The sequence below is a fragment of the Paenibacillus sp. P3E genome (assembly GCF_001909045.1).
GTDB classification, from domain to species: Bacteria; Bacillota; Bacilli; order Paenibacillales; family Paenibacillaceae; genus Paenibacillus_AQ; species Paenibacillus_AQ helianthi.
The window spans coordinates 90,213-117,194 of sequence record NZ_LVWH01000165.1; the positions used below are offsets into that span (position 1 = coordinate 90,213).

A 26,982-nucleotide genomic window follows, 5' to 3' on the forward strand; every position below is an offset into this window, starting at 1 on the left:
AAAAGGCAGCCACAGCATGGTCAGCAGGCGAGAACTTTTCCGCCAACCCCTACAGAAAATACAGAGATACAGACCGTACTTCGTCCCTTGCCCAATCTAGACCGCACCTATGGACGGCCACTCCAGCTCAAAGCCGTTATTGCGCAGGCGGGTCTGGAAGCTGCTCAGCTGCTGGGGAGAATTCCGTACCTCACGGGGGGTGATCCCGTTATCCAGACAATATGCGGCTAGCATGCCAGCAGCCTCTCCAATGTTCCATTCCACCGGATGAAGCCGATAGCAGCCGTTGGTGATATGCGTGGTCCCAATGTCTTTGGCAGCAGCGATCAGGTTGTTCACCCGAATCGGGATCAGCGCTCCCAGCGGAATCTGGAACGGCAGTGAAGGAATGTCGATAAAGGTCCGCAGCGCGGTGCTGGGGTGAAGATCAATCCGGTAACTGCCGATGCCAACCGTATCCGGGTATTTCTCAGCCCGGCCGTCCGGGCGGTCTGCCGGGCTCAGATGCTGCTCCAGGATGGTGAACTCCGCCCGGATTCGCCGTCCTTCCCGAATATACGGAGCTTGCGCAAGGCCATGCGGCGCCCCCGTAGCATCGGGGCGTGGACGCAGGCCGGGATAACCTATGCCGCCATCCTTGCGCGGCGCCTCCGTCTGCATCCAGTACAGCAAGGAAAGACTAAGCTGCTTCGCATGCTCCAGGTGGCGCTGCCTTTCCCCGGGAGAAACGTCAATAATCGACCCAAGCCAATAGTCATTCTGCGGCCAGTTGACCACACTGAGATCTGTCTGGTAGACCCCCGGCTGAAAATTACTGCGGTCCGCCAGTCTACGGTAAGTAAACAGCGGATTCCCCCCCTCCTCCGGTAAGAGCACGTAGGTTACAGGCTTTAGCGTCGAAGGGGAAGGAACCGTCCAGCTGAGCTGCGGAGCAGGCCAAAAATCGGCCTGGTAGCTTCTCCAAAAGTTATATTCCCGCGGCTTGGCAATCGTATAATCCTCGCCCTCAGTATAGTCTACTGCCAGACAATGCGTAAACGCTTGAATATCCTGCGGATCGGCCGGACCCGCAAGCGCATGCCTTTCCCCGGTCTCTGCAGCGGACTCGGCGCCCGTTACGTACTCTACGCCTGCCAGCGGCAGCACATCCCCTTCTTCAGTCGCATCCAAAAAGTAGCTGCCGGTCAGGACGAGCTTCTCCCCATCCTGACCGCATACGGTTACTGAAATCACATCATCGCCGTCTGTCTCTGCCCGCACGGGCTTGTATCCTGTCCATATCTGCAGCCGCCCGCTATGTACATAGGGGGCCAGCATATCCCGGAGTACAGCCAGCGCGGCACGCGGCTCATGAGAGAGCCGGCTGACCCAGGCATTTCCGGGATTGAGGGCCGCCCGGGCGCGCGCCTGCTCTGTGAGCGGGAATAATCTGCGGTAATAATCGCGCACTGCATTGCGATAAGTCCGGTAGCTTGCCGTACAGCCCAACTGCTCGATCCACCGGTTCTCGTCAGGCGGCACCACCTGGCTGGTGAGCTGTCCGCCGATCCAATCATATTCCTCGGTCATTACTACCGACCGTCCTGATCTGGCAGCACCCAGAGCGGCCGCACAGCCTCCCGTCCCTCCGCCAATAATAACAACATCTGCCTGAATCTGCTTGGTCATTTCATTCCTCCTCCATAATTGAAAGAAAATGAGTGCTGTATTTCCCTGCCTCTAACTTATATGTAGTTTGGAATGATATTTTAACAACTTATATTTATAAGTGGGCTTAGAAACAGGCTGGAATTGTACATCGGCAGCTACAAAGATTGCTATAAAGCCTACTGGTCATGAACAGGACAGCGTAGCCGCTATATGATTTCTGATATAAAGCGGCCTGGAGGGCCTTCATTAGATTTGGCGGCAAGTCCAAGTGGAAAAAGTGAACCTAATGCTGTCTCGTCCCACTACTGCGTAAGCGTTAATTGGAAAAAGGAAACCTAATCCGACCGATTTCCATCTTTTCAGATGAATTCGCTTAAATGAAGTCTACTTTTTCCAACTATCCCCTATACAGGACGCATTTCCCCCTATTTAAGTGTACTAACTCCACTTCCTGCAGATCCCCACACGCTACCCTTTTGACTTCCGGTTCGTTCCACTAGAGTAAAGGGCTGGGTTTAACCAGCCCCTCCTCATCAAACCGTACGTGAGGTTTTCCCTCATACGGCTTTCCGATGTTCGTCATTCATGGGCATGCGGATTACAATAACGTTTTTAATCCATATTGGTTGGCAATGTGTCTAACTTCATTCAATGACCCCATCCATCTTCTTCGTTGCCTCTTCTTTGCATACCACCGGGTTAATCGCTGCAAAATATACCAATCCAGTTTCGCTAATCTCTTTTGGCTGTAGTTCGTGTAATAGTAATTTCTCCATCCTTGTATCTTCGGATTGAGCCATGCTACCTGTTCCGCGAACGATTTAGAACGCATGCCCGGCGGTGCTAATCTTTCTTTGACCACGCCTCGAATACGTTCCTCTGCCTTCATTGTTAGCCACTGCTGCGTGGTATAGTACACCTTCCCTTGAGACGTTTCTGCTTTTGTTTTCCGGTGGTGCATCCCTAAGAAGTCGAATCCTTCGTCTCCTGTCCATAGGCCGACGATGCGGGTTTTGGTTGGATGTAGGGTGAGCTCCAGACGTTCCATCATTCTGCGTATGAGCTCATACGCATGTTCGGCGTCCTTTTTCGTTTTACAGACCACCACCAGATCGTCTGCATACCTTGTCAACTCTCCCACTCCACTTCCGTGTTTCTCCCACAGCCGGTCAAAGTAGTTCAGATAGATATTCGCCAGAAGCGGGGAAATCACGCCACCTTGCGGTGTACCTACATCGGATCGCCTTACGTTTCCTTCTTCCATAACCCCCGCGTGAAGCCACTTCCGTATTAGTTTCAAGATCCGCCTGTCATTGATACGCATTTGGATCAGTTTCATGAGCTTCTCTTGATTAATATTGTCGAAGTAGCCTTGGATATCGACGTCGACTACCCCATTCCCTTTGCGGTTGCAGGCTTTCCGGATTCGATCTGTCGCTCCTTTCGCACTTCGCTTCGGGCGAAATCCGAAGGATACTTCTTTGAAGTCTGCTTCAAAGATGGGCTCAATCACGAGTTTGGTTGCCATCTGCACCACTCGGTCGCGCACCGTCGGTATGCCCAGCGGCCTCGGCTTTCCGTCTTTCTTCGGGATATAGTGCCGCCGTACAGGCTGCGGGTGGTAGTTACCTTCCTTTAATGCTCGCTCGCAGTCTTTGAGAAATTGCGTTTCGCCTTGTTTCTCAATATCCGCGAGCGTCATGGCATCTACTCCGGCAGCTCCCTTGTTCGCTTTCACCCGTTTCCAGGCTTCACACAGCACATTCCAACGGTAGACTTTGTCATACAGCGCATGGAATTTACGCTTGTTGTTCTCCTTGGCCGCATGACCTAGCTTTTCTTGGAGTTCTTGAACTTTTTCCTTGGGTGTTGTTAGCCGATTGGCATTCACTCACTCGTACCTCCTCCAAAAGCGTAAACAAAGCAGGGCTCCTTCCCTCCCTAAGGTTATGTTGTCCTTAGGTTCTTCGGTACTATGAGCCCCTCGGACTCCCTTCCCACTGACGGTTCACTTCATCTTCTGGACTTATAGAGCGTCTTTTTACGGGTTCCTAAAAAAAAAAAAATCCGTGTGGGGGAGGGTCTCCCCAGTTCACTGCATTATCTTTCAAACCATGCCGTTCCCTTTACGCCGGAGGGTTCTTCACTGTTGTTCCAAGTTCTATACAGTTTCCTTGGCCTTCGTCTATAGTCGCGAGACTCGGCTCCCTCTTTTCCCCTTCGCAGGACCTTTTTGACGACGCGGCAGGATTCACTTCATGTTGCGGCCTGGATTGTTGCTCGCCCGATCTCCGACCGGTACTTTTGTCGATGCGCTTTTACACACAGATTTCGCCATGTGCAAGCATCCTAGCTACAAAGGCGGCTTGGGTTGGACTTTCACCAACTAGATAATGCGTGCCTCTGGGCACGCCAACAAAGAAAAAAGCACTGCCTCCCCCTTGCGGCGGGCTGCAGTGCCTGTAAAACATTCAACAACTCCATTACTTCGACACCGGAACCGCATCAAAATACTCTTCCAGCGTAATGCCTCTCTCCGCGATGGATGCGGCAATGTCCTTGCCTACATATCGGACATGCCAAGGCTCATACATGTATCCTGTAATGGCCTGCTTGCCTTCAGGATAACGGATGATGAAGCCGTACTCCGCCGCATGGGCTGCAAGCCAATTGGCTTCCTCTGTTCCGGCAAAACAGCTCTCCGCGGCACATTTGCCGTTAGTGCCGGAAAGGTCGATAGCCAAACCCGTCTGATGCTCGCTGTGCCCAGGTACGGCACTGTAGGTGCGGGCCTTCTCTTCCCCATCTTTGGCTACATAATTGTTGAACAACCGGGTCTGTGTAGCTTCTGAACGGTAGCCGGAAACCCCGGCCAGGTGTACGCCGTCTTTCTTGGCTCCTGCGAACATGTTCTCCAACGCGGTAGCCGCGGCCTTGCGCATCATGCGCTTTTCAATCTTTTCAGAGAAAATAAACGGCACGTCCGGATAGACCAGGTCAGCTGGCTTATAGCCGTCCGGAAGCTTGTACTGCTTATTAATGATTGCCTCCAGGCTCTCCGGCTCCGCAGCCGTAAGCTCCGCCGACGGGTCGCCTGAACCGCTGCTTCCTGCATCCGAGGGTTTATCAGTTGCGGTTGCGATTGCGGTTGCGGTTGGTGAAGGTTCTGCACTTGCCTGATTGCCTGAATTGTCCGGCTTGTCAGTTGGTGCAGTTGAAGGCTCGCTCCCCGTGTTCGCGCCTGTCTCCTCCGGAGTATCAGAGGCCACGGCTGAAGGCTCAGGAGCTGTGTTTGGCTGTGCCTGAAGATCATTGCCCGCACCAGCAGCCGCTCCCTCTTCCTGTGAAGCCGAAGGCGAAGGTGAGGTGTATTTACCGATTCCCCAGCCCACAGCGATTACGATGATAAATAAAATAACGATTTTTCCAGTCTTAGACATATGCCGTGTTTCCTCCCAGAAAGGTTGATGAATGTTTCACCTGGTGCTCTATCCATTATAGACAAGCATTGTATCCAAAATGTTTCAAAACCTTAAACATAACTAGCCAGGCCAGCAGGCAGGCGAAAAAAAATGTTACCCTAGGACGGTCAGCCCGTAAGCTGACCGTCCTAGGGTAACACAATACTGAAATCCAGCGCCTTTATCTGGACGAGCCGCGGCCCCCGCGCGAGCCGCCGGAACCGTTGCCACGGCCGCCACGCGATGAGGCATTTCCACCGCCGCTGCGTCCACCCGAGCCAAAGCCGCCTTTGCCGCCCTTGCTCCCTTTGGAGCCGCCGCGTGAGCCGCCGCCTTTGGCTGGCGCTGCCGAACTCCAGCCGCCGGCGTCATTGCTGCGGGCCACATTCGCTCTATGCTTAGGGCTGGCCTGAGCGCCGCCCGGGTTATACCCGCCGCCCGAGCCTGCCCCTTTGGAGGCTCCATAGCTGAAGCCTCCGGCATCCGCGCCACGCGAGACATTGGCGCTATAGCCGCTGCTTGGGCCGCCACCCGAACCGGCGGCCCCTCTGCCGCCGCGCGGGCCGGCGGCATTCCCTCCGGCTGCAGAACCTGCAGCCGGGTTGCTGCGGGCGTCGAAGCTGCCGTAGCCGCCGCCCGTTCTTGGCTTCGCCGCGCCTTTGCCGGCGGGCCCGCCGTCCCTTGGCGCAGCCGCGCCATAGGCGCTGCGCTTGCCACCAGCCGCATCGCCGCGGCTGCGTCCTTCTGCAGGCGCGCCCCAGCCGCCTGCTTCCTTGCCACGGCCGCGTCCGCCCGGCCGTGCTCCGGCCTCAGCGCGCGGTGCTCCGCCGCTGCGCCCCTGGCCGCGCCCGCCGCGTCCAGCGCGGGCCGCTTCCGGTGCAGCGTTCTGGCGTCCGCCGCGAGGCGAACCCCCGCCAGCCTGCACAGAGGTGAATTCGCCTACGCCGAATTCATCCTTCTCGTACCGGCGGCGGTCCAGCCGCTGGGAAATGCCGTGCTCGATCAGGTCGAGCCCGGCGCGTTCGCGCGGCGAAGAGAACGTGATCGCCAGTCCCTTGCCGCCTGCGCGGCCGGTCCGGCCGATCCGGTGAATGTAGCTGTCCGCATCCAGCGGCAGATCAAAGTTAAAGATATGGGTAATGCCTTCAACGTCCAGACCGCGGGCGGCGACGTCCGTAGCAACCAAAAGCTGCAGCTTAGCTTCGCGGAACCGCTTCATGACCGCTTCGCGTTTACCCTGCGACAAATCGCCGTGCAGCTCGTCGCAATCATACCCGGCCGCTTGCAGCGCTTCATTCAGCTTGGAGACCCGGCGCTTGGTCCGGCAGAAAATAATCGCCAGATACGGACGGTCCCGCTCGATCAGGGCGATTAGCGCCTCTTCCTTGTTACGGTCCGAGCATTCCACGACCTGCTGGCGGATATTGTCCAGTGGAATAGGTGAACCGCTTTTAATAATGATATCCAGCGGCTCTTTCATGTAGTTGCTGGCCAGCCGTTTAATCGGATCCGGCATCGTCGCAGAGAAGAGCATCGTCTGGCGGCGGTAAGGCACAGCCGTAATAATCGTCTCCACATCCTCCAGGAAGCCCATATGCAGCATTTGGTCGGCTTCATCCAGCACGAGCATTTTGACTCCATTCAGATCGAGGGTTTCCCGGCGCATATGATCCAGCAATCTGCCCGGAGTCCCGATAATCAAATGTCTGCCGCCTTCCAGTTTGCGCAGCTGCTTCTCCACGTCCTGACCGCCGTAAACCGCCAGAATCTTCACGCCGGTATGGCGTGCCAGCTTGCGTGCTTCTTCCGTAATCTGCAGTGCCAGTTCGCGTGTCGGCGCCATGATGAGCGCCTGCGGATACGCCTGCTCCACACGGATCTTGTCCATAATCGGCAGCAGGAACGCGAGTGTCTTCCCTGTTCCCGTCTTGGCTCTGGCAATAACGTCCAGCCCCTGAACCAGCGGCGGAATGGCTTCTTCCTGAACTGGCGTAGGCTTCACAATGCCCTGACCCTGAAGCAGGCCGTTCAATATTTCAGATACTCCCAATTCTTTAAAACCCGGCATAGTCTCCACCTCACAATTTTCTTTAATGTTGTTCAATTCATAACACTATAGTCATCCATTTTCTGGAGTAATGTAGGCATGTTGCAGTTGCCGCCAGCGGCCTATAGCCACATATTCAAGCAGAAACGAATTCCCGTCCTGTTATGGGACGGAACCATTTCAAACAAAAGCGGAAGAACCCCGTCACCCGGAGCCCTTCCGTCTCACTAGCCGCCCTTTGCCCTGCAGATGTGCGGTCCAAGGTTCGGTTTCTGGGGCAGCAGCGATCCACCGGACGTTCAGACGGCATTCCATTTGCGTTCCATTACACTCTTTACGAATAGCTTCTTATAGGATTAAGAAGTTAACCTATATATTGTACTTGATCCAGCAGGGTTTGTGTGCAACTATCGAAGAATATTTATTCGCTAGAATCTCCCTGACTTGAAGATAGAGTACAGCAGCCACAGAATCATCAGTGCGGCAATTACGGAGCCGATCTCAACAATCGGGAAATCCCAGAGCATAGAGGGCTCTCCGCGAAGCGAGGAAGCGACAATCAGACCAGCCATAATGATGCTGAAGGCAAGGAGTACAATGCTGAAGGATAAGCGGTTTCCTACCCGGCTCAGCTTCTGCTCTATTCCCTTCAGCTCCGGCAGCCCAATCTCTACCTTCAGCTTACCCTTGCTGATCAAAGAAGACATTTGTCTGGCCTGGGCAGGCAGCTCTACCAGACTTTCTGCAAGATCAGCTACTCCGCTGAGAATCTTGCGCTGGAGGCGGCTGCCGCTGAACCGTTGTCTCACCAGCCGCCTTCCGAAAGGCTCAGCCATCTGCACAATGCTAAAGGCCGGATCAAGATTACCGACGACACCCTCCAGCGTCAGCATCGTCTTGCCCAGCATCGCCAGGTCCGGCGGAATAACCAGCCGGTGCTTGCGGGCGATGCCAAAGAGATCGTTCAGTGCCTTGCCGATGCTTACCTGATTGAAAGGAATATCATAATAGGCTTCACGCAGCCGGTCCATATCATCGTGCAGCGCCAGCCGGTCGGCCTCCTCAGGAATGACACCGAGCCGCAGGATGGCCCTCACCATGGAGTCGGTATTCTTCCGCATCAGCGCGATAATCAGCGCCGACAGGTTGTCCTTCATTTCTTCGCTAAGCCGTCCTACCATACCGAAATCAATTAGTGCCAGCTTGCCGTCATCCATCCTCATGACATTCCCGGGATGGGGATCGGCATGAAAAAAACCATGGATAAAGATCTGATTCAGCATCATCTCCACGAGCTGCTGGGCAAGCGCCTTTAGCTTCACGCCCTTCTGCTGCAGCTCCTCACGATGGTTCAGTGTAATTCCTTCCACATATTCCATCGTGAGTATACGGGTAGAACTGTAATCCCAATAAATTGCCGGGATATAGACCTGATCTTGTTCTGTCAGCTGACCTGCAATCCGTTCCGCATTGCGCCCTTCCTGACCGTAGTCCAGTTCGGCCAGCAAGGCGCGGGAGAATTCCTCGACCATCCGGGTAAGTCCGTATTGTTTCGCCCAGTCCATCCTTCTCTCGGCCAGGGCGCCGAGATCCTGTAGAATCTCCAGATCCCTTGTCATGGTCCGCATGACACCAGGACGCTGTATTTTGACCGCTACACTCTGTCCTCCATGCAGGACGGCCCGGTGGACCTGGCCGATGGAAGCTGCAGCGAGCGGGGCATTCTCAAAGTAACTGAACATCTCATCAATAGACTGATCAAGCTCTTGCTCCAAAATATGGCGCGCAGTTTCCGCCGAGAACGGTGGGACACTGTCCTGAAGCTTCACCAGTTCCTGAATAATGGAATCGGGCAGCAGATCAGAGCGGGTGCTGGCCAGTTGGCCCAGCTTCACAAAGGTTGGCCCCAAATCCTCCAGCACCCGGCGGATCCGCTCTCCGAGCGTCAGACTCTCGTGAACCTCCTGGGTAATCATCCGCCGTGGAAGGGACAGCAGGTGGTAGAGGCCGAGTTCCTCCACCATATAACCGAAGCCATGACGCATGAGCGCCATGGCAATAGACCGGTACCGTCCGGCATGTCTTATACGTACCGCCATTTAATCCGTACGCGTTTCCGGCAATGTCTCCTCCGGGGAAGGAGAGCCTTCCAGTTCGGCCACACGGCGTTCCAGGACTGCAATCCGTGCTTCCAGCTCGGCAACGTCACTCTGGACAGGGATCTTAAGTTCTTTTAGCACGCGCTCAACCTGCTCATGAACCGCAGACTTGAACACCCCGCGCTCTTCCTCGCCCCGCTCCACAAGCCGGTCCACCAGAGCCTTGGATTCGGACGGCGCAAGCTCGCCCCTTTTCACCAGCTCTTCGACTACCTTCTCTACCTTTTCCTTGCTGACAATGGTGAGGCCTACTCCTAAAGAGATTGCTTTCTTGAACAAATCACTCATGGCACTTTCCTCCCAATGATTCCAGTTATGGATAAAGTATACCCTTTAGCGGGCAATTTCACAAAGCTTAAGACTGCTGAAGCCCGTTGTCAGGATCATTATCTGGGAATCCGTGCTGCCCAGGTGGCTGCCCGAAGGATCAGCTGGCGGATCGCTGGATGGGTGAAGGAAGGCTCATGGTGACCAGGCATCAGAAATACTACCCGCCCAAGCCCGAAGCTATGGCACCAGGCCGCCGGCCGCATCTCACCTTCCGCTTCATACTCTAGCAATATGGTTTTGTCCGTAAATGGGTCGAATTCAAAGGTGTACGGCTCCTCATCAAGCTGAAAATCTTCAATACCCTCCGTAATGTCATGCTCCAGCACTTTGAAGTTCAGCGGAGCATACGGCGGATGACCGGTAAATCTGCCGCCGATCAGCTGCGCCAGCTCGTTACGCTTGGCCAGTGAGATTCCGGTATGGAGGACGATCAGTCCGCCGCCGCCGCTTACATAGCTCAGCAGACCGGCAGTCTGCTGGGGGGAGACCGTCTCATTCCATAATTCATTGTATGCGATGCATAGATCATACCCGGCCAGATGCTCGCTGAGCAGCAGCTTTTTATTCTCCGAACACTGAACAATCAGCAGATCATTCAGGATTTCACTAATTTGTTTATCCACACCCTGCAGCGGATGGAACCGGGGATGGGTATAGTCACCCAAAAGCAGACATTTTCTCTTGTCCATAGGGGGCCTCCTCCTTCTTTCTGTATCTGTAGTAGTAATTAATAGCGTTGTGCTGCGATGTACTTGCCAAGCTCCACGAACATGCTGCCCATCCGTTCATGCTCAGGCATCACAATTCGCGTGATCCCTTCGTCTTTCAAGGACTCCGAGGTAATCCGGCCTACAGAAACAGCCAGTACCTTGTCTGCAAAAGCCTGCACGAGTTCCTGCAGCGCCCCCTGCTCCCTGGCATACTGGGCCAGAAAGCGGAATTGCGGAGCACTCGTGAAGGCTACAGCATCGACTCTGCCCTGAGCGATATCGTCATACAAAAGAGCAAGTGCCCCCGGCTCCGGGGGGGTATGGCGGTAAGGCTCCACTTGAAGGACGGATGCTCCAGCATCCTTCAGCCAGGATACCAGATGAGGGGCCGGATCTCCGTGCAGCTGCACCACAACCGATTTGCCGCGAAGATCCCAGCCTTTGAGGCCCCGTATCACTCCGGCTGTACTGCCGTCGTCATCACGCACCTCAGGCTGTAGCCCGCGCTTCTTCAGCGCATTAACGGTCTTGTAGCCACGTGCCGCTATCGGCGCAGCGGAGAGAACCTCGAGAAAGCGATCCTCCAGCTTCATCTGCAATGCCATATCAAACAGGGCTTCCAGCCCCATCCCGGTCGTCAGAATAGCCAGGTCCGGCGGATGAGCGGTCCAGGCGGTGATTCCCTCCCGCAGCGCCTCATCATCCAGAAACACGGTGCCTTGCGCAGGCCGATGCAGTGCGGTGCCACCCATGTTCTGCACCAGCTTGGCCATTTCCTCCGCTTTGCGCGGACCCGCCAGGGCGACGGTAATCCCCTGCAATTGCTCTGCCATATTCCTTTCTCCCCCTCATCAGCCCAAACATTATTGCTTATCAGTATACTTGCAAAGGGCGGAAAAAGAAAAGATGCAAAGCTATTCTTAGCTTATGATTTTGTCGAATACAACCTAAAACGTCCCACGAGCTTCTGCAATTCTTCAGCAAGATGACTAAGATCGGCCGATGAAGATGCGATCTCCTCCACTGAAGCGAGCTGCTCCTCGGCAGCTGCAGAAATCGTCTCCGTATTACCTGCTGCCTCCTGGGAGATTCCTTGGATTTCGCTAATGGCTGCCTGCATACTGACAGCTTCTGCCGTCAGCGTGCCAACGGCTCCTTTCATAGCCTCAATCTTCTCTGCTGCCCCCTTAACGGCTCTGCGGATGCGGGAGAAGGAACGCCCCGTTGAATCCACCGCAAGAATCCCCTCTGACACCTTGCCCCGGGCATCCTCCATCGTCACCGTTGCCTGCTGCATCTCAGCGTTAATGGAAGAAATCTGCTCCGCAATCCTATGCGCCGATTTCTCTGATTCCTCGGCCAGCAAGCGGACCTCCGATGCCACAACAGCGAAGCCCCTGCCCTGCTCACCGGCTCTGGCCGCTTCTATGGAAGCATTGAGAGCCAGAAGATTCGTCTGGCGGGCAATGCCGGTAATGACACCGACAATTCCGTGAATCTGGCCGGTGCGGTTATTCAGCTTGTCGATCACACCGCTGAGCTCCTCTACCGTTTCATGAATGCCGTTAATTTTGTCTACAACAGTAATCACAGAGTCATTCCCCTCCGCTGCGGACAGCGAGGTTTTATCCATCATTACCGATACCTGCTCCATGAATCCGGAGATTTGCGCCACTTCGTTTGCGGTTGCGGCTGTACTCTCCGTTCCTTTACGCACACTGTGCACCTGCCGCTCCGTGCCTGCCGCTACTTCCTGAATCGCTATTGTTACATGCTCAATGGCCTTGGTTGTCTGTTCCGCCCCGGCGGTTAATTCTTCTGCGGAGGCAGATACATTGTCCGTCATCTCCTGCACGCTGATGATCATATCGCGCAGATTTACGACCATGGAACGGAAATTATCTGCCAGGAGTCCGATTTCATCTCTATGGAAGTCACCAATATCTTCCGAGAGGTCTCCCCGGGCAATAATCTCTGTTGCCTTGCGCAGACGAGTCAGCGGCTTCAGGATAGAGGACACATTGAAATAGATCAGCACCAGTGCGAGCAGCACCGAGATGGAGATTACGATCAGAGCCTTGTCCCGAATCCCGCTCGTGGCAGCAGTCACCTCATTTTTGCTGATGGTCCCCCCGATTCTCCAGCCGGTGAGTTCGTTTACCTGATACGTCATCTTTTTGGGGGCATCCTTGTAGGTATAATCAAATGAACCGCCCTCTCCTTCAAACATCACTTTCACAAAATCAAGCGAGGATTCCTGCCCAATCTTTTCTGTTGGATGTACGAGAAACTTTTTGCTGCTGTCGATAAGGAAGATGTATCCTTCCTGACCCACCTTAATGTCTGTCAGATTCGCCAGCTCAGCCAGGTTGAGGTTCAGAGTCATCACTCCTCCGCCATCTTCAAGCACAGCGGAAATCGCTACTGCTGTTTCATTATTAACCGTCTGGAAAGCCGGTGAAATCACCGCTCCCTTCCCGTGCTTCAGTGCATTTACATAAGCATTCTCCTTGCGCGGGTCATACCCTACCGGGAACTTGACATCCGCGGCATGCACCATCTTCGCCCGGCTGGTTGCGACATAAATATCCAGCACATCAGGGTGAAGCACGGCATACTCCTTCAATCTTTCTTTTACCGCAGCACCAGCGTCTCCAGACTGTTCTCCATTCAGAGATGCGGAGGAAACCTTCTTGGCAAAATATTGGATATCATCCATTTTGGATTGAATATTCGCGTCAATGATTTCATTTACTGCCGCTACACTTTCCTTAGCATTGTTCATAAGCTGGCCTTCCACTTTGCTGCTGGCTGAATCGTAGGTTTGCCAGCCTATAATCATGCTCGGTACCAGAAGAACAAGCAAATATGTAGTAATCAGCTTCATACGGATGGTTAAACGGGACTTGTGTTTCATATGCATGTTCACGCTCACTTTCTTTTTGGGTCTTAAGTATGAATTGATCTTCAGCCTAATATATAATTATATATCAGCCAAACAAACCCTTTTTTATTTACCAACTCTTCAGTATTATCATACTAATTTGTAGAATTTTCATATAAACACAGCAAAAAGACCGTTTCCATGAAAACGGTCTTTTCTTATATATGTTCATGATTTTCCGGAATTTAATTTTCACTTCCAGCCAGTGCTTAAGACCTCTTACCCATTTTGCTTCTGCAGGACGGACATACCCCTCCAAACACCACATGCGCATGAGTAATCGAATAGCCTGTCTCCTCACTGACCCTGTCTGTCCATTCCTGCGGCACCTGGGTCATAACCTCATCCACCGCGCCGCAAACCTCGCAGAGGATATGCTGATGATCATCGAGACGGGCATCATATCGGCTGGCGGCCTCACCCAGCTTCAATTCGCGGATCATTTGTTTGTCCGACAGATAGCGTAAAGAGTTATATACGGTCCCATAGGCGAGATTATGTCCCTGCTCTACCAGCCTGTTCATTACTTCTGCGGCAGTGGGGTGGTCATGTGAACCCCGGACAATATCATACACGGCTTGACGCTGGGAGGTCAGATTCAGGGTCTTCATCTTTATCATCCTCTAATTTGTTTTTAGACCAAGTATAAATCCAGAGGATGACATAGTCAATCCGGCAGGTCAGCATGCAGAAATACCGCGCGCATTACTTTCATCAGGCATCCCCCCCCCTGCACCAGGGTTTCTTTTGGTAAGAGTGTGGTAATAAATGAAATGAGTCTTACAGTAATGGAGGAGATTGACTTGAAAGAGAATAGTTCGAACAGCACACCACAGTTCCCGCAGGGTCTTCCACAATATCCGCAATCGTTCTGGAGAGCCAGCAGCGAGATACCTTCCTTTCCACCTCTTGCAGAAAACCACGATACCGATGTTGCGATTGTCGGCGGCGGAATTACCGGGATTACCACGGCCTACCTGCTAACCAAGGCAGGATATAAGGTGACGCTACTGGAAGCGGGGGAACTATTTGCCGGGACTACCGGATTTACAACCGCCAAAATCACCGCCCAGCACGGACTGATCTATCATGATCTGGTCAAGGATTTCGGGGAAGAAGCAGCCCGGCTCTATTTCCAGTCAAACAGTGAGGCATTGGAATGGATCATCCAAACGGCGCAAGAGCTGAACCTGTCCTGCGGACTTACACGCGAAACAGCTTATCTCTATGCCGACAAGGGGGATGAGAAGACGCTGAGGCAGCTGGAGGCGGAGTTCGAGGCCTATGGCAAGATCGGACTTCCGGGTGAATGGCAGGATCATATTTCGCTTCCCCTGAGCGTGGACGGTGCCATTAAGCTTCCGGGCCAAGCCCGTTTTCATCCGCTCCACTACCTTAAGGGACTGCTGGACGTTATTTTGGATAAGGGCGGGATAATCTACGAACATACGATGATTGGGGAACAAGTGGATAAGGATGGCGGCACGCTTACACTGCATACAGAACAAGGCAAGCATACCATCAAATGCAGACATGCTGTATCCGCATCCCACTTTCCTTTTTATGACGGCGGCGGACTATATTTCTCCCGTCTGCATGCAGAACGCTCCTACTGTCTGGCTATTGATCCGGAAACCGATTATGAGGGTGGAATGTATCTAAGTGCCGGAACTCCCGCCCGTTCTCTGCGGGCAGTGGAATGGAATGGCAAAAAACTGGTCATTGTCGGCGGAGACAACCACAAAACCGGACAAGGCATCTGCACCTTCGGCCATTATGAGAATCTGGAGAAGTTCGCCGGCGAGCTATTGGGTATCCGGGGTATTCCCTTCCGGTGGTCGACCCAGGACCTGGTTACTCTGGACCGTGTGCCTTATATCGGCAAAACCGCCGAGGATGAGGAAATATATATTGCCACCGGCTTCCGTAAATGGGGCATGACTACCGGAACCCTGGCAGCGCGCTTGATTGCTGACGGTATCCAGCGGCACGGCAATCCTTACACAGAACTGTTCGACCCCTCACGCTTCAAGGCCCGGCCTTCGATCAAAAATTTCATCGTCCAAAACGCCAATGTCGCTAAGGAGCTGGTAGCAGGCAAGGTAGAGATTGTCCATAAAAAGACGTATGATCTGAAGCCGGATCAAGGTGCAGTCGTCTTTCATGACGGCAAGCGCGTTGGGGCATACCGAGACCCTAAGGGACATCTGCATCTGGTGGACAGAACCTGCACTCATATGGGCTGCGAAACGGAGTGGAACGAGGGAGAACGCTCGTGGGACTGCCCTTGCCACGGCTCCCGCTTCTCTTTTGAAGGAGATGTGCTGGAAGGTCCGGCGACACTTCCGCTCACCAGGCTGGAGTCCGGGGAGTAAGCTGAAGCGCCCCCTCCTGTCTGAGACGTGATTCTCCATTCCCGCTCGGGTATAATGGGAGCTGAATAGCAGCCCTATTAATAAGTATTGCAAAGGAGCGTGACGTTAGATCATGGATTTGAGAGGAAAAAGTATTGTCATTACCGGTGCCGGCAAAGGGATCGGCAAAGCTCTGGCTATGGCACTGGCCAAAGAAGGCGCAAATCTGGGGCTGATCTCCAGAACAGCGGCTGATCTGGAGGCACTGAGATCGGCGCTGACCGAAGTGTATGATGTCAAGGTGAGCATTGCAGTGGCAGACATTGCTGTCCGCGAGGAAGCAGAGCGGGCCGTAGTTGCCCTGCAGAATGACCTCGGTGCGTTCGATGCACTGATCAACAATGCCGGTATCGCCAAGTTCGGTACTTTTCTGGAGATGGACCCTGCAGATTGGGAGCGCCATATGCAGATCAACCTCTTCGGCAGTTACTATGTGACCCGGGCAGCCCTGCCGGCAATGATTGAGCGCAGCAGCGGCAATATCATCAACATCTCTTCTACAGCCGGAGAGCGGGGTTTTGCCACCGGCTCTGCTTACTGTGCTTCCAAGTTCGCGCTCATGGGCATGACAGAAGCGCTGGCACAGGAAGTCCGTAAGCACAACATCCGTGTGGTTGCACTCACCCCAAGCACCGTTAACACCGGACTGGCAGAGAATGCAGGCCTGAAGATTGGCGACGAGGACCGGATGATGCAGCCTGAGGATGTAGCTGAGCTCACGCTGGCCGCCTTGAAGCTGCCGGACCGCGTCTTCCTGAAAACTGCAGGAATATGGACTACTAATCCGCAGTAAACGGGGGAATTAACCTTTTGAAGGAGGACTGGACATGATCGTAGTAACGAATACCATTAAGGTAAAAGAAGGCCATGGAGATGGCCTGGCCAGGCGTTTTGGCCAAACTAATGGCGTACAGGACATGCCTGGTTTCATCCGCCTGGAGGTATGGCATGGCGCGCCCAAGAACGGTGTAGAAGAACTGAAAATATGCACCACATGGGAGGATGAGGACGCCCTCAAGGGCTGGACCACCAGCCCGGCCTTCCGCGAGTCTCACCGCGGCGCCGGCAAGAACGAGAACATTATTGAAGCCTCGCTCGACAAATACGAGCTGCTGCTCAGCCGTACGCAAGGAGAGTAGGCTTCCGGGTGGTGGAAGGAGCGCGGATCAGACTTCATCGCGCAGAAACCGGCAGCGGCCTGCAGAAACGCCTTCGCTGCGGAGGCAGCGGCGCGCCCGTTAACGGCGTTTCTGCCGTTGTTTAACCTACCTAAACAGGGATGCCCCGCTGACCTATACGGTTCAGCAAGGCATCCCTGTTGTATATCCAATAGTATCGGAGATGCCGGGTCACGCCTTACTTAAGGCTCCCTGACCCCCATCTCCCAATATGTTCAGATACTTATCAAACCTCGCTCACAGACAGCGTCCGATCCAGCTCCTTGTGTTTGCCAGGCCAGAAGGACCAGCGGCCCAAGAGTACAGTAATCGCCGGCACCAAGAACGGGCGGACTATAAAGGTGTCCAGCAGCACCCCAATGGCGGTGATGATGCCGAACTGCACCAGCACTTGAATCGGCAGGCTGGCCAGTACCGCAAAGGTTCCGGCCAGAATGAGCCCGGCTGAAGTGATAACCGATCCGGTTTCATTCACGCCCTCGGCAATGGCTTGCTTCAGCGGCATGACCTTACGCTTTTTCCAGATGTTCGAGACCATGAAAATGTTATAGTCCTCGCCAAGCGCAACCAGGAACACGAAGGAATACAGCGGGATCGCCCCCTGTATGGCGTCTGCCCCCATCATATAATGAATAATAATCCAGCCCAGTCCTAGCGCAGAGAAGAAGGACAGGATTACAGTGGCTACCAGATAAACTGTCGCTACCACAGACCGCAGATAAATTAACAGCAGTATGGTAATCATCCCGATCACGACGGGAATAATCAGATCCGTATCCCGTTCTCCGATTTCTTTGGTATCGTATTGGGTAGCCGTTTGTCCGCTGATCCATACGCTGTCCTTGGCATGGTCCAGACCGGATTCAGCCAGTGCCTGCTCGGTAGATGCCTGTATCGCAGGAATGTGATTCATGGCTTCCAGGGAATACGGATTGCTCTTGAATTCAATATCATAGCCGAGAATATTCTTGTTAACTGCCCCCTGCTGCGGATCGGATACCTTATCAATATAAGAAATGCCGCCAAGGACAACCTTGATATCCTCTCCGTTCACCTTGCCCTGTGTATCAATCATCAGCTTGGCCGGAGCCAGCTCACCGGGAGAGAACTGCTTGCCGATCAGGTCAAAGCCCTGACGCGACTCCATATCCTTCGGAAAGGATGAGAGGATATCATAAGTAAACTTGATCCCGCTGGAAAAGGACGCGAGGACACCCAGAAGGACAACCGTTATGCCAACAATCGCCCAGGGGCGGGAAACAACCAGATCGCCGATTCCTCTTTTACGCGTCGGATTAGGCTGCGGAGCCGGCTTGCCTTTGGCCTTGGCCCGGGCGGCTTCCATCTGCGGAGTGCGCGGAATGAACGGGAAGAAGGATGTCCGGCCAAAGATCGCCAGCAGAGCAGGCACCAGCGTCAGACTGGCAATCCCCATAATCAGAATCGAGACGCTGAACGGAACCGCAAACCGGTGGTACGCGCCATATTTGGCCAGCAGCAGCGCAAACAGCGCCAGCACAACGGTAAATCCGCTCATCGCGATCGCACCGGAGGAATGGGTGATCGCACGCAGCAAGGCGTGGCCCTTATGCTCCTCCACCTTCAGCATCTGACGGAACCGGGAAATCAGGAACAGGCAATAGTCCGTACCTGCGCCGAACAGCAGCACAGTCATAATGGAAATAGCCTGGGAATCCACGGTGATCCAGCCCTCCTGGGCCATTTTACCGAGCACAGGGCTGGTAACTCCATAAGCAAAGCCTACCGCTACCAGTGGGATCAAGGCCAGAATTGGTGAACGGTAGATCAGCAGCAGGAACACCAGCACCAGCACAACCGTTGCGATCAGCAGGGATACGTCGGCGTTCTGAAACAGTCCTGTGGCATCGACGGAAATCCCTACCGGTCCCGTTACCCGAAGGCTCAAATCCTTACTGTCTGTCGTCGCCACAGCCGGGTCGCCGCCCGTTTCTGCGGTTATCATCTTTTTCAATGCTGTTAAAGCATCACTGAGTTGGTCACTGTCAGCCGTCTTATCAAATAACACAGGTGTGACCAGCGTGCTGCCATCCTCCGACAACGAAGCCTTCAGCGCCTGCGGCGGCAGCTGTCCCAGCGGGGGAACGTAGTTCTGATGTGCCAATGGCTGCTTTTCAAGCTTGCTGTAGATAGTGGTGATATGTACCAGGTCCTTCTCAGACATTCCGCCTTCCCTATGCCATACAAGCAAGGCAGGAACGCCGCTGCCGGCCGGGAACTCCCTTTCTGCAACCACAGACGCACGCACCGACTGCGAGTCCCCAGGCAAGTTCGACGCATTGTTCTGCTCCTGTGAGTTCACTGAAGGCCATAACATGGTGAGTGCTCCTATGACCGCAATCCAGACAACAAGAGTAATCCATTTGGTCTTACTGCCTGCCACCCATTTTCCGTAGCCTGACATTCCTTTCATCCTCTCTTCGTACCCACCAGCCCCAAAATGAACCGCGGGTCATTTTTGTTACCTTTATCATATATACCCTAAAAATTTTAATCAAACCTTTTTTTCAAAAGAACACATTATTCATATGTGTATAGCCTATATCTCTATACTTAACTGCAGGCTCTGTGCTGAATCAGATGTTTTTTGTCATTTGTGTGCACATCAAAAAGCCCCCCATTCCCAGCAAGCACTAGCCTGCTGGAAGGAGGAGCCTCTCGTGCGGCAACTGCCGCAGCTGATGAAACTATCCGTTTATATTATGAGTGCTTAGCCTACATCCGGTAGACCTTCATCGGAGAACTGGCTGTTGTACAGATCGGCGTAGAACCCGCCTGCTTCCAGCAGCTCCACATGAGTGCCTTTTTCAATGACACTACCCTGGTTCATCACGAGGATCAGGTCAGCGTCACGGATGGTGGACAGACGGTGGGCGATGACAAAGCTCGTTCTGCCCTTCATCAGCGTATTCATCGCTTTCTGAATTTGCACTTCGGTCCGTGTATCGACGCTGCTTGTCGCTTCATCGAGAATCAGAATGGAAGGATCTGCCAAAATTGCCCGGGCAATGGTCAACAGCTGCTTCTGCCCCTGCGAGATATTGGACGCTTCTTCGTTCAGGATGGTGTTATAGCCCAGCGGCAGTGTACGAATAAAGTGATCGGCATGCGCTGCCTTAGCAGCCCGCACCACATCGGCTTCCGTAGCCCCTTCGCGTCCATAAGCGATATTCTCACTGATGGTCCCGTTGAACAGCCACGTATCCTGAAGCACCATCCCGAATTTGCTGCGCAGCTCGTTGCGCTTCATATGGGTAATATTCACACCGTCAATGATAATCTCACCGCCGCTGATTTCATAGAACCGCATTAGCAGGTTGATCAGCGTGGTTTTGCCGGCACCAGTTGGTCCTACAATAGCAATGGTCTGTCCGGGGCTGACTTCAATATTCATGTTTTCAATAAGAATGGCATCTTCTTTGTAGCCAAATTTCACATGACGGAATTCAACCGAACCCTCTTCTGCATCCGCTGGACGTTTGGCCAGGGAAGTACTGACTTCAGGAATTTCCTCTTCTTCATCCAAAAGCTCAAATACACGTTCTGCCGAGGCAATCGTCGATTGGATAATGTTGGCAATGTTGGCCGTTTGCGTAATCGGCATAGTGAACTGGCGCGAATACTGGATAAATGCCTGGATATCGCCGACATCAATAATCTTCTTGGTGACAAAAATACCGCCGACCACACAGACCAGCACATACCCCAGGTTCCCGATGAACATCATCAGCGGCATGATAATCCCAGAGATGAATTGTGCCCGCCAGCCGGAGTCATAGAGTGAATCGTTAATTTTATTGAACTCACCCAGCGAGTGCTTCTCGCGCCCAAAAGCCTTAACAATACGGTGACCCGTGTACATTTCCTCCACATGCCCGTTTAACTGGCCCAACGATTTCTGCTGGCCGATAAAGTAGGTCTGTGAACGTTTGCTGATCCCCATGATAACCACAAAGCTCAGCGGCAGCGTAATTATGGTGATCAGGGTAAGCCAAGGACTAATGGTCAGCATCATAATAATGACCCCGATAATCGTCACAATGGCCGTAATGAGCTGCGTCAAGCTCTGCTGCAGCGTAGTGCTGATATTGTCCACGTCATTGGTCGCGCGGCTCAGAATTTCCCCGTGGGTACGGGAATCAAAATATTTCAGCGGCAGCCGTTCCAGCTTGCTGTTGATCTGCTCGCGCATATCAAAAACAACCTTTTGCGCTACACCGGACATCACATACTGCTGCAAATAGCTAAACAATGCGCTGAACAGGTATAGAGCGCCCAGAATAATCAGAATATCGTTAATATAGCCAAAATCAATCTTGGCACCCGGCACGCCCATCAGCTTGCCATATGCGCCTTCAAACAATTTGGTCGTCGCTTTACCCATGATTTTGGGACTGAAAATACTGAATACTGTACTGGCAATCGCCATAACAAATACGATAATGAGCTGCATCTGACGCGGCCGCAGATAGCGGATCAGACGGCGCAGCGTTCCTTTAAAATCCTTGGCCTTTTCAGGAGGCAGTCCCATACCCGGACCGCCCGGGCCACCAGGACCGCGGCCGCCACCGAAACCGCCTTGCCGGCGGGGAGCTGATTTGCTTGCACTATTCTGTTCACTCATGCTATTTCCTCCTCTGACAGCTGCGAGGATACGATCTCGCGGTACACTTCACTGTTATCCAGCAACTCGCGGTGTGTGCCCATTCCGGCAATCCGGCCGTCATCAATTACAATGATCCGGTCTGCATCCATAACCGTGCTGACCCGCTGGGCAACAATCACTACGGTCGACTCCGTAGTCTCGCCTTTGAGTGCGGCCCGCAGCTTGGCATCGGTCTTGAAGTCAAGCGCCGAGAAGCTGTCGTCGAACAGATACACCTCAGGTTTTCTTACCAACGCACGCGCAATCGATAGACGCTGCTTCTGGCCGCCGGAGACATTACCCCCGCCTTGGGAAATTTCGGAATGGAAGCCGTCTTTCATGGCGGAGATGAAGTCGAAAGCTTGGGCGACTTTGGCCGCATGGATAATTTCTTCGTCTGTAGCGTCCTCTTTGCCGTAGCGGATATTCTCACTAACCGTACCCGTGAACAGTACAGCCTTTTGCGGGATATAGCCAATCTTGCTGCGCAATTCCTCCTGTGTCATGTCCCGCACATCGACGCCATCTACACGCACTGCGCCTTCGTCGACATCATAGAACCGCGGAATGATGCTGAGCAGAGTGGATTTACCTGAACCTGTACCCCCAATAATCGCCGTAATCTCACCGGGCTTCGCACTGAAGCTGATGCCTGAGAGTGCTGGCTGTTCGGCACCAGGGTAGGAGAACGATACATTATCGAATTCAACAAAGCCATGCATGTTGTCCCGTCCATCCTTGCGGGTAGCATTGGCAGTGGTTTGGAGCTGTCCAGCGGTTGGATCTGTAATTTCGGGCTGCATATCCAGCACCTCGTTAATACGAAGCGCAGAAGCGGACGCCCGGGGAATCAACACAAACATCATAGAGACCATGATCAGGGAGAACATAATCTGCATGGCATATTGAATAAAAGCCATCAGTGAGCCGACCTGCAAATCTCCGTCCCCGATCCGGATGCCGCCGTAATACAGAATGGCAATCATCGAGAAGTTCATGACAATCATCATCAGAGGCATTAGACCTGCCATGATTTTATTAACCTTGATGGCCGTATCCGTGAGATCTTTGTTGGCTTCGGTAAACCGCTCGTTCTCATGATTGATCCGGTTAAAGGAACGAATCACCCGGATACCGGTCAGATGCTCGCGCAGCACACGGTTCAATTTGTCCAGCTTGACCTGAATCGCTTTGAACAGTGGCAGACCCTTCATCCCTATGAAGAGAATCGCACCCACCAGCAGCGGAATAACGACCACAAAGATCAGGGAAAGCTTGGCATCCTCCGATACCGCCATGATGATCCCGCCGATCATCATCATCGGGGCACCGATCATCATGCGGAGCATCATTGTCAGTACGGTTTGTACTTGTGTAATATCATTGGTAGTACGTGTAATCAGTGAGGCTGTTCCCAGCTTGTCAAATTCATGCAGGGTGAAGTTCTCCACATGATTGAACATCCGTGAACGGGTATTCTTACCGAACCCGGCGGCAACTTTGGCCGACAGGTAACTCGCTATGATGGAGCATAAAGCTCCTCCGGCGGCAACCAGCAGCATGAATCCGCCGATTTTCCAAATATAGCTGCGGTCTCCGTGCACAATCCCTTTGTCAACAATGTCACTCATCAGGGTAGGGAGATACAGGTCCCCCATGGACTGCAGGAATACAAGGATCAGCACGGCTGCGATAGCCAGCTTAAAGGGCTTCAATTGTCTCATTAATTTAATCAAGTTTCTCATCTCCGTTCATTTGTAACCGGTCCAAATTAGGCGGCGGATTGTCCTCAACGAATCTGCGCACCTTCAGCAGCAGCTCCGCCAGCTGGTCGCTTTCGTCTTCGCCCAGATACTCCACCAGGTGATTTAGCGTCTGGTTCATGTGATCCTTTGCCCTGCGGGTAATCATTTCTCCCTGTTCCGTCAGCTTGATCCGCACGACCCTGCGGTCGGTTGCATCCGGCATTCGTTCCACCATGTGCTTGGCCTCAAGGCTGTTAATCAACTGTGTGACGGTTGGGGGGGTGAGTCCCATGTAACGGCTGATTTCAGAAACCTTCAGTCCCATGGCCCCTTCATGCGATCTTTTTGCGATAGATATTAATAAAGTCATCTCACTTGGCTTATGGCCCTCTACCGTGTGCTGCCAGTGTGTTTTGCGCAACTGCCGGAGTGCGGCAAAAAGCTTGTGTGCGACTGGATTTTCATGATTTATCCCAATGCTTCCACCTCGATTTTAATTAGGTTGCCAAATTATTAAACACTATATTAATTAGGTTACCTAATTATATTTTCGGTTCTGCACTTTGTCAATTCATGAATGCGTTATCAATTATTACGGAATGAAGAACACTTTTATAAACATCAAAGACACAAAAAAACCGCCGGAGTGGCGGTTTTTTTGTGTGCCTGGTTGTCCAACCTGCAACGGATCTTAATAACCCATTCCATGCTCCATTATTGTAAATGATCCGCCTGCTGACCCCGTAGTTTCATTAGACACTCCTGGTCCGATTACAATAAAGCTAAATAATGCCAGAACGCTGAATGCCGTTAACAGTGTTTTCTTCATTTTTTCTCAGCTCCCTTATGGTTTCACCATATTTCTTCTGTTGCTGTTCCGTAGCATAGTTCCTGTACGTCTCAAATAAAGTTACACAATCAATCACGTTGCCCGCACCATTCAGCCGAATGGCCAAATGAAGAGACTGAAGAATAGTCTCTACTCCTTGATTATACTGCCCACGGTCCAGAAGGTACATCGAAATCTGGTAACGCAGACGATATAACCGGTCAATATTAATAGGGTCCATAAATTGCTCAAAGCGCACCATTTCACGTGAAAACTGCGCAAGCACTTTATCGACAGAGAAACCGTAACGGTTCGCAGCCTCGACAATAACTACCAATCCGGGCAAAATCTCACCAGGGTTGTTGGCCAAGAAGGCCGAATATGCCGGAAGAGCCGCTTTATTGCCTATCATCATCTCCAGCGTAAAGCTGTTGGCTACTGCAAAAAGGCTGAAGTCCTTAACCACTTCCCGTCCCTCATCATCCAAAATTTCAAACCAGCTTAGGTCAGCATATCCGGCGGTATACTTCTTCGCTTCCTCATATTTACCTTGTTTGGTAAGTGCGGTTGCCTTAGCCAGATAGCCATGACCATAATAGATGACCAGGGGGCGTTCTAAATCCAATTCTTCCTCACGTCTCTTTGATTTCTTCCGAAGTTGTTCCCTGTAAATCCCATTGGCCAGCGCTCTCAATTCATCGGCGAACTTCTCTACGTCCTTCCACTTATGGAGTGTGAAGCAGACGTTAGCCAGCTTCAGCAGTCCATCGAGCTGCATCTTCTCCGGAAGACGCCCGCGATAGGGCTCAAAGGTAATGACCGCACGGAGCTGTTCCTCTTTATCCACTATGGATTCCAGCGACTTGAAGATGCGGTATTGGCAAATAGCCATTCGTTCGGAATAGCTATCCGGCTCGTTATCTACGATAATCCGGTAAAAAACCAGGGATTCCTGAATCTTCCCGCCTGTAAACAACTTCTCTGCCACGGAGTACAGGATATCCAGTGGCTTGGGGTACTCCATAATCCGGTTCAGAACATCTTCGACACAATGCATTTTGCCGATTTCTGCACAGCGGATCAAAAAAGGTTCTACTCTTCTGCGGGAAATCCGCTCCTCACTGAAGCATTCGTCCACATACAGCGGATACAGCCATCCTTCAGGAAATCCGAAAGCTCTGGTGACTGCATCCAGTTGCCCCAGAGACATCGGTTTAGGAGGATTCCCGTGCAGAATTGCACTCAGACTTCCACGGTTCAGACCGGAAACCTTGGCAAACGAAGCGAGATTATGGCCCGAGCGGGACAGATGCTTCTCAATTTCAGAGCGTATGGTCTTCAACTTTGCCTCCACCCGGCACCTCCTCCGTCAATTTCAAGATGAACCTTCTATTAATTGACATTATAGGTGAAGCTTATAGAAAGCACAACAAAATGACCCGAACAAAATGGGGCCATTATTTTCATAAGCTATTATCCCGGGACAAACTACTGCTGTAACGCAGCTTTATTGCGTATTCTCTGGCTCTTGGTATTCTTTCCGAAGGTGTTCACAGTGTTCTTGCGGCTGCGCAGACTCTCCATCATTTTGTTCTGGGCCAGTACAATATAACCGTCCAGCCGTTGGCTGAGCTCCAGGACTACATGATCGCTGAGACTGCGTTCCTGAGCAACCTCCAACAATTCACATCTAAGACTCTCTATAGTAATAAATAACTCATCTTCTCTATATTCTTTTCCAAGTTCAACCGGAGAATTTTGGTAAAGGTTCACGGTTACTCACCTTCTCTCTATCAACTTCTCCCTTATCATAATTCATGATGCCAAAAAACATATTTTGAAAAAAAAGAAAAATATGTCGATCATCACACAAGTGAAATTTTCATAATTGCGGCCGTCCCTCTTCTCCGGGCGGGAGGTAACGCTCTCCCAGAACCCCCATGGCAAAATGAATCCATTCGCGTGCCGCAAAGGATAAATAACGGTCCCGGCGCCAGATCATGCCCAGCTGCCAGGGAATGACTGGCTCGGTCAACGAAACCACAGAAATCCGTGTGCGGTCCATATCCCGGCAGATGGTCTCCGGCAGAAGGGCAATGCCCATTCCCGCTTCAACCATCCGGCTGATCAAATCCCATTGTGAGCTCTCATAGACGACCTTCGGCTGAAAGCCCACCTTTACGCACTCCGTAATAATCCGGTCATGGAGGGCAAAATCTTCCCGGAATAGCACAAACTCCTCCTCCGCCAGTTCCCGGAGCGGCACAGAGGCGGCTCCTGCCAAGCGGTGGCCTGCCGGCACTAGCAGCTCCAGCTTCTCTTCCACAAAGGTGAAGCAGTGGAACAGCGCCGTATTTACCGGCAAAACAATTGCACCGATATCGAGCAGCCCGGTCTCCACATCATCCTCCACCTTTTTGGCTCCGTCTTCATGCAGGCGGATGGTGACGTCCGGGTAGCGGCGGTGAAATTCTCCGATGACTGCCGGGAAGAAGCTTGCACCCACCATGGGCGGCAGCCCGATACGGATATGCCCCTTCTCCAAATTGCGCAGACTATCCAGTTCTGAGGAAAGGTTAACGAATGATTCCACGATATTCTGCGCTTTGGTCAGCAGGATCTCTCCTGCATCTGTGAGACGAATGCTCTTCCCTTCACGGTAAAAGAGGTCGGCTCCCAGCTCCACCTCCAGACCCCGGATCATTTTGCTAATGGTGGGCTGCGAGATGTACAGCGATTCTGCCGCTTTGGAGAAGCTGTTCAGCCTGGCAACCTGGACAAAATACTGCAGCTGGCGGATATCCAAATTTTTCGCCTCCATGTATAGATAA

General features: G+C 52.7%; 20 protein-coding genes. 3 read left to right on the plus strand and 17 right to left on the minus strand.

The window, feature by feature from the left end; all coding sequences use genetic code 11:
* Positions 1–96 precede the first annotated feature (96 nt).
* The 10 genes from A3842_RS15465 to A3842_RS15510 all read right to left on the minus strand — a co-directional run bounded on the left by A3842_RS15465 (position 97) and on the right by A3842_RS15510 (position 13,912).
* On the minus strand, positions 97–1,668 hold the full coding sequence (locus A3842_RS15465; RefSeq protein ID WP_074087368.1) for an FAD-dependent oxidoreductase: 1,572 nt from the start codon (positions 1,666–1,668) through the stop codon (positions 97–99).
* Between the two features lie 580 nt (positions 1,669–2,248).
* Complete coding sequence (ltrA, locus tag A3842_RS15470) at positions 2,249–3,541, minus strand: group II intron reverse transcriptase/maturase (RefSeq protein WP_074101981.1); 1,293 nt, start codon at positions 3,539–3,541, stop codon at positions 2,249–2,251.
* A gap of 592 nt (positions 3,542–4,133) precedes the next feature.
* On the minus strand, positions 4,134–5,090 hold the full coding sequence (locus A3842_RS15475; protein WP_083609600.1) for a D-alanyl-D-alanine carboxypeptidase family protein: 957 nt from the start codon (positions 5,088–5,090) through the stop codon (positions 4,134–4,136).
* Between the two features lie 202 nt (positions 5,091–5,292).
* Positions 5,293–7,179 (minus strand): DEAD/DEAH box helicase, encoded by a 1,887-nt coding sequence (locus tag A3842_RS15480; protein WP_083609601.1) that lies wholly within the window; start codon positions 7,177–7,179, stop codon positions 5,293–5,295.
* A gap of 407 nt (positions 7,180–7,586) precedes the next feature.
* Positions 7,587–9,257, minus strand: coding sequence for an ABC1 kinase family protein (locus tag A3842_RS15485; protein ID WP_074101982.1), 1,671 nt, complete (start codon positions 9,255–9,257; stop codon positions 7,587–7,589).
* Entirely contained in the window at positions 9,258–9,605 is a 348-nt protein-coding gene (locus tag A3842_RS15490; RefSeq protein WP_074087370.1) for a phasin family protein, read from the minus strand.
* A 98-nt stretch (positions 9,606–9,703) separates the two neighbouring features.
* Positions 9,704–10,336 (minus strand): ThuA domain-containing protein, encoded by a 633-nt coding sequence (locus tag A3842_RS15495; protein WP_074101983.1) that lies wholly within the window; start codon positions 10,334–10,336, stop codon positions 9,704–9,706.
* Between the two features lie 38 nt (positions 10,337–10,374).
* The gene (locus A3842_RS15500) at positions 10,375–11,190 is read right to left on the minus strand and encodes a uroporphyrinogen-III synthase (protein ID WP_074087372.1); all 816 of its coding nucleotides are present in this window, start codon (positions 11,188–11,190) and stop codon (positions 10,375–10,377) included.
* A gap of 92 nt (positions 11,191–11,282) precedes the next feature.
* Positions 11,283–13,274 (minus strand): methyl-accepting chemotaxis protein, encoded by a 1,992-nt coding sequence (locus A3842_RS15505; RefSeq protein ID WP_074102016.1) that lies wholly within the window; start codon positions 13,272–13,274, stop codon positions 11,283–11,285.
* Between the two features lie 236 nt (positions 13,275–13,510).
* The gene (locus A3842_RS15510) at positions 13,511–13,912 is read right to left on the minus strand and encodes a Fur family transcriptional regulator (protein WP_074101984.1); all 402 of its coding nucleotides are present in this window, start codon (positions 13,910–13,912) and stop codon (positions 13,511–13,513) included.
* Between the two features lie 192 nt (positions 13,913–14,104).
* On the opposite strand from A3842_RS15510, the gene A3842_RS15515 reads away from it, so the two are divergent.
* From A3842_RS15515 to A3842_RS15525, 3 genes are all read left to right on the plus strand, one after another.
* Complete coding sequence (locus tag A3842_RS15515; protein WP_074102017.1) at positions 14,105–15,676, plus strand: FAD-dependent oxidoreductase; 1,572 nt, start codon at positions 14,105–14,107, stop codon at positions 15,674–15,676.
* Positions 15,677–15,788: 112 nt separating this feature from the next.
* Entirely contained in the window at positions 15,789–16,508 is a 720-nt protein-coding gene (locus tag A3842_RS15520; RefSeq protein WP_074087374.1) for a 3-ketoacyl-ACP reductase, read from the plus strand.
* Between the two features lie 34 nt (positions 16,509–16,542).
* Positions 16,543–16,854, plus strand: a complete 312-nt coding sequence (locus A3842_RS15525; RefSeq protein ID WP_074101985.1) for an antibiotic biosynthesis monooxygenase — start codon at positions 16,543–16,545, stop codon at positions 16,852–16,854.
* 265 nt (positions 16,855–17,119) lie between these two features.
* Here A3842_RS15525 and A3842_RS15530 read toward each other — a convergent pair whose 3' ends face one another.
* From A3842_RS15530 to cidR, 7 genes are all read right to left on the minus strand, one after another.
* Positions 17,120–19,345: an MMPL family transporter gene (locus A3842_RS15530; protein WP_074101986.1), complete on the minus strand. Its 2,226-nt coding sequence runs from the start codon at positions 19,343–19,345 to the stop codon at positions 17,120–17,122.
* A gap of 297 nt (positions 19,346–19,642) precedes the next feature.
* Positions 19,643–21,556 (minus strand): ABC transporter ATP-binding protein, encoded by a 1,914-nt coding sequence (locus A3842_RS15535; RefSeq protein WP_074101987.1) that lies wholly within the window; start codon positions 21,554–21,556, stop codon positions 19,643–19,645.
* On the minus strand, positions 21,553–23,313 hold the full coding sequence (locus A3842_RS15540) for an ABC transporter ATP-binding protein (RefSeq protein ID WP_074101988.1): 1,761 nt from the start codon (positions 23,311–23,313) through the stop codon (positions 21,553–21,555). Before A3842_RS15540 ends, A3842_RS15535 begins: the two co-directional genes overlap by 4 nt.
* Complete coding sequence (locus tag A3842_RS15545; RefSeq protein WP_083606900.1) at positions 23,306–23,692, minus strand: MarR family winged helix-turn-helix transcriptional regulator; 387 nt, start codon at positions 23,690–23,692, stop codon at positions 23,306–23,308. Before A3842_RS15545 ends, A3842_RS15540 begins: the two co-directional genes overlap by 8 nt.
* A gap of 412 nt (positions 23,693–24,104) precedes the next feature.
* On the minus strand, positions 24,105–25,505 hold the full coding sequence (locus tag A3842_RS15550) for a DNA-binding protein (protein WP_074101989.1): 1,401 nt from the start codon (positions 25,503–25,505) through the stop codon (positions 24,105–24,107).
* Positions 25,506–25,639: 134 nt separating this feature from the next.
* Positions 25,640–25,924 carry an aspartyl-phosphate phosphatase Spo0E family protein gene (locus A3842_RS15555; RefSeq protein WP_074087381.1) on the minus strand — a complete coding sequence of 95 codons (285 nt, stop codon included), beginning with the start codon at positions 25,922–25,924 and terminating at the stop codon, positions 25,640–25,642.
* A 109-nt stretch (positions 25,925–26,033) separates the two neighbouring features.
* Positions 26,034–26,957 (minus strand): cidABC operon transcriptional activator CidR, encoded by a 924-nt coding sequence (gene cidR / locus A3842_RS15560; protein ID WP_143186294.1) that lies wholly within the window; start codon positions 26,955–26,957, stop codon positions 26,034–26,036.
* Positions 26,958–26,982: the final 25 nt, after the last annotated feature.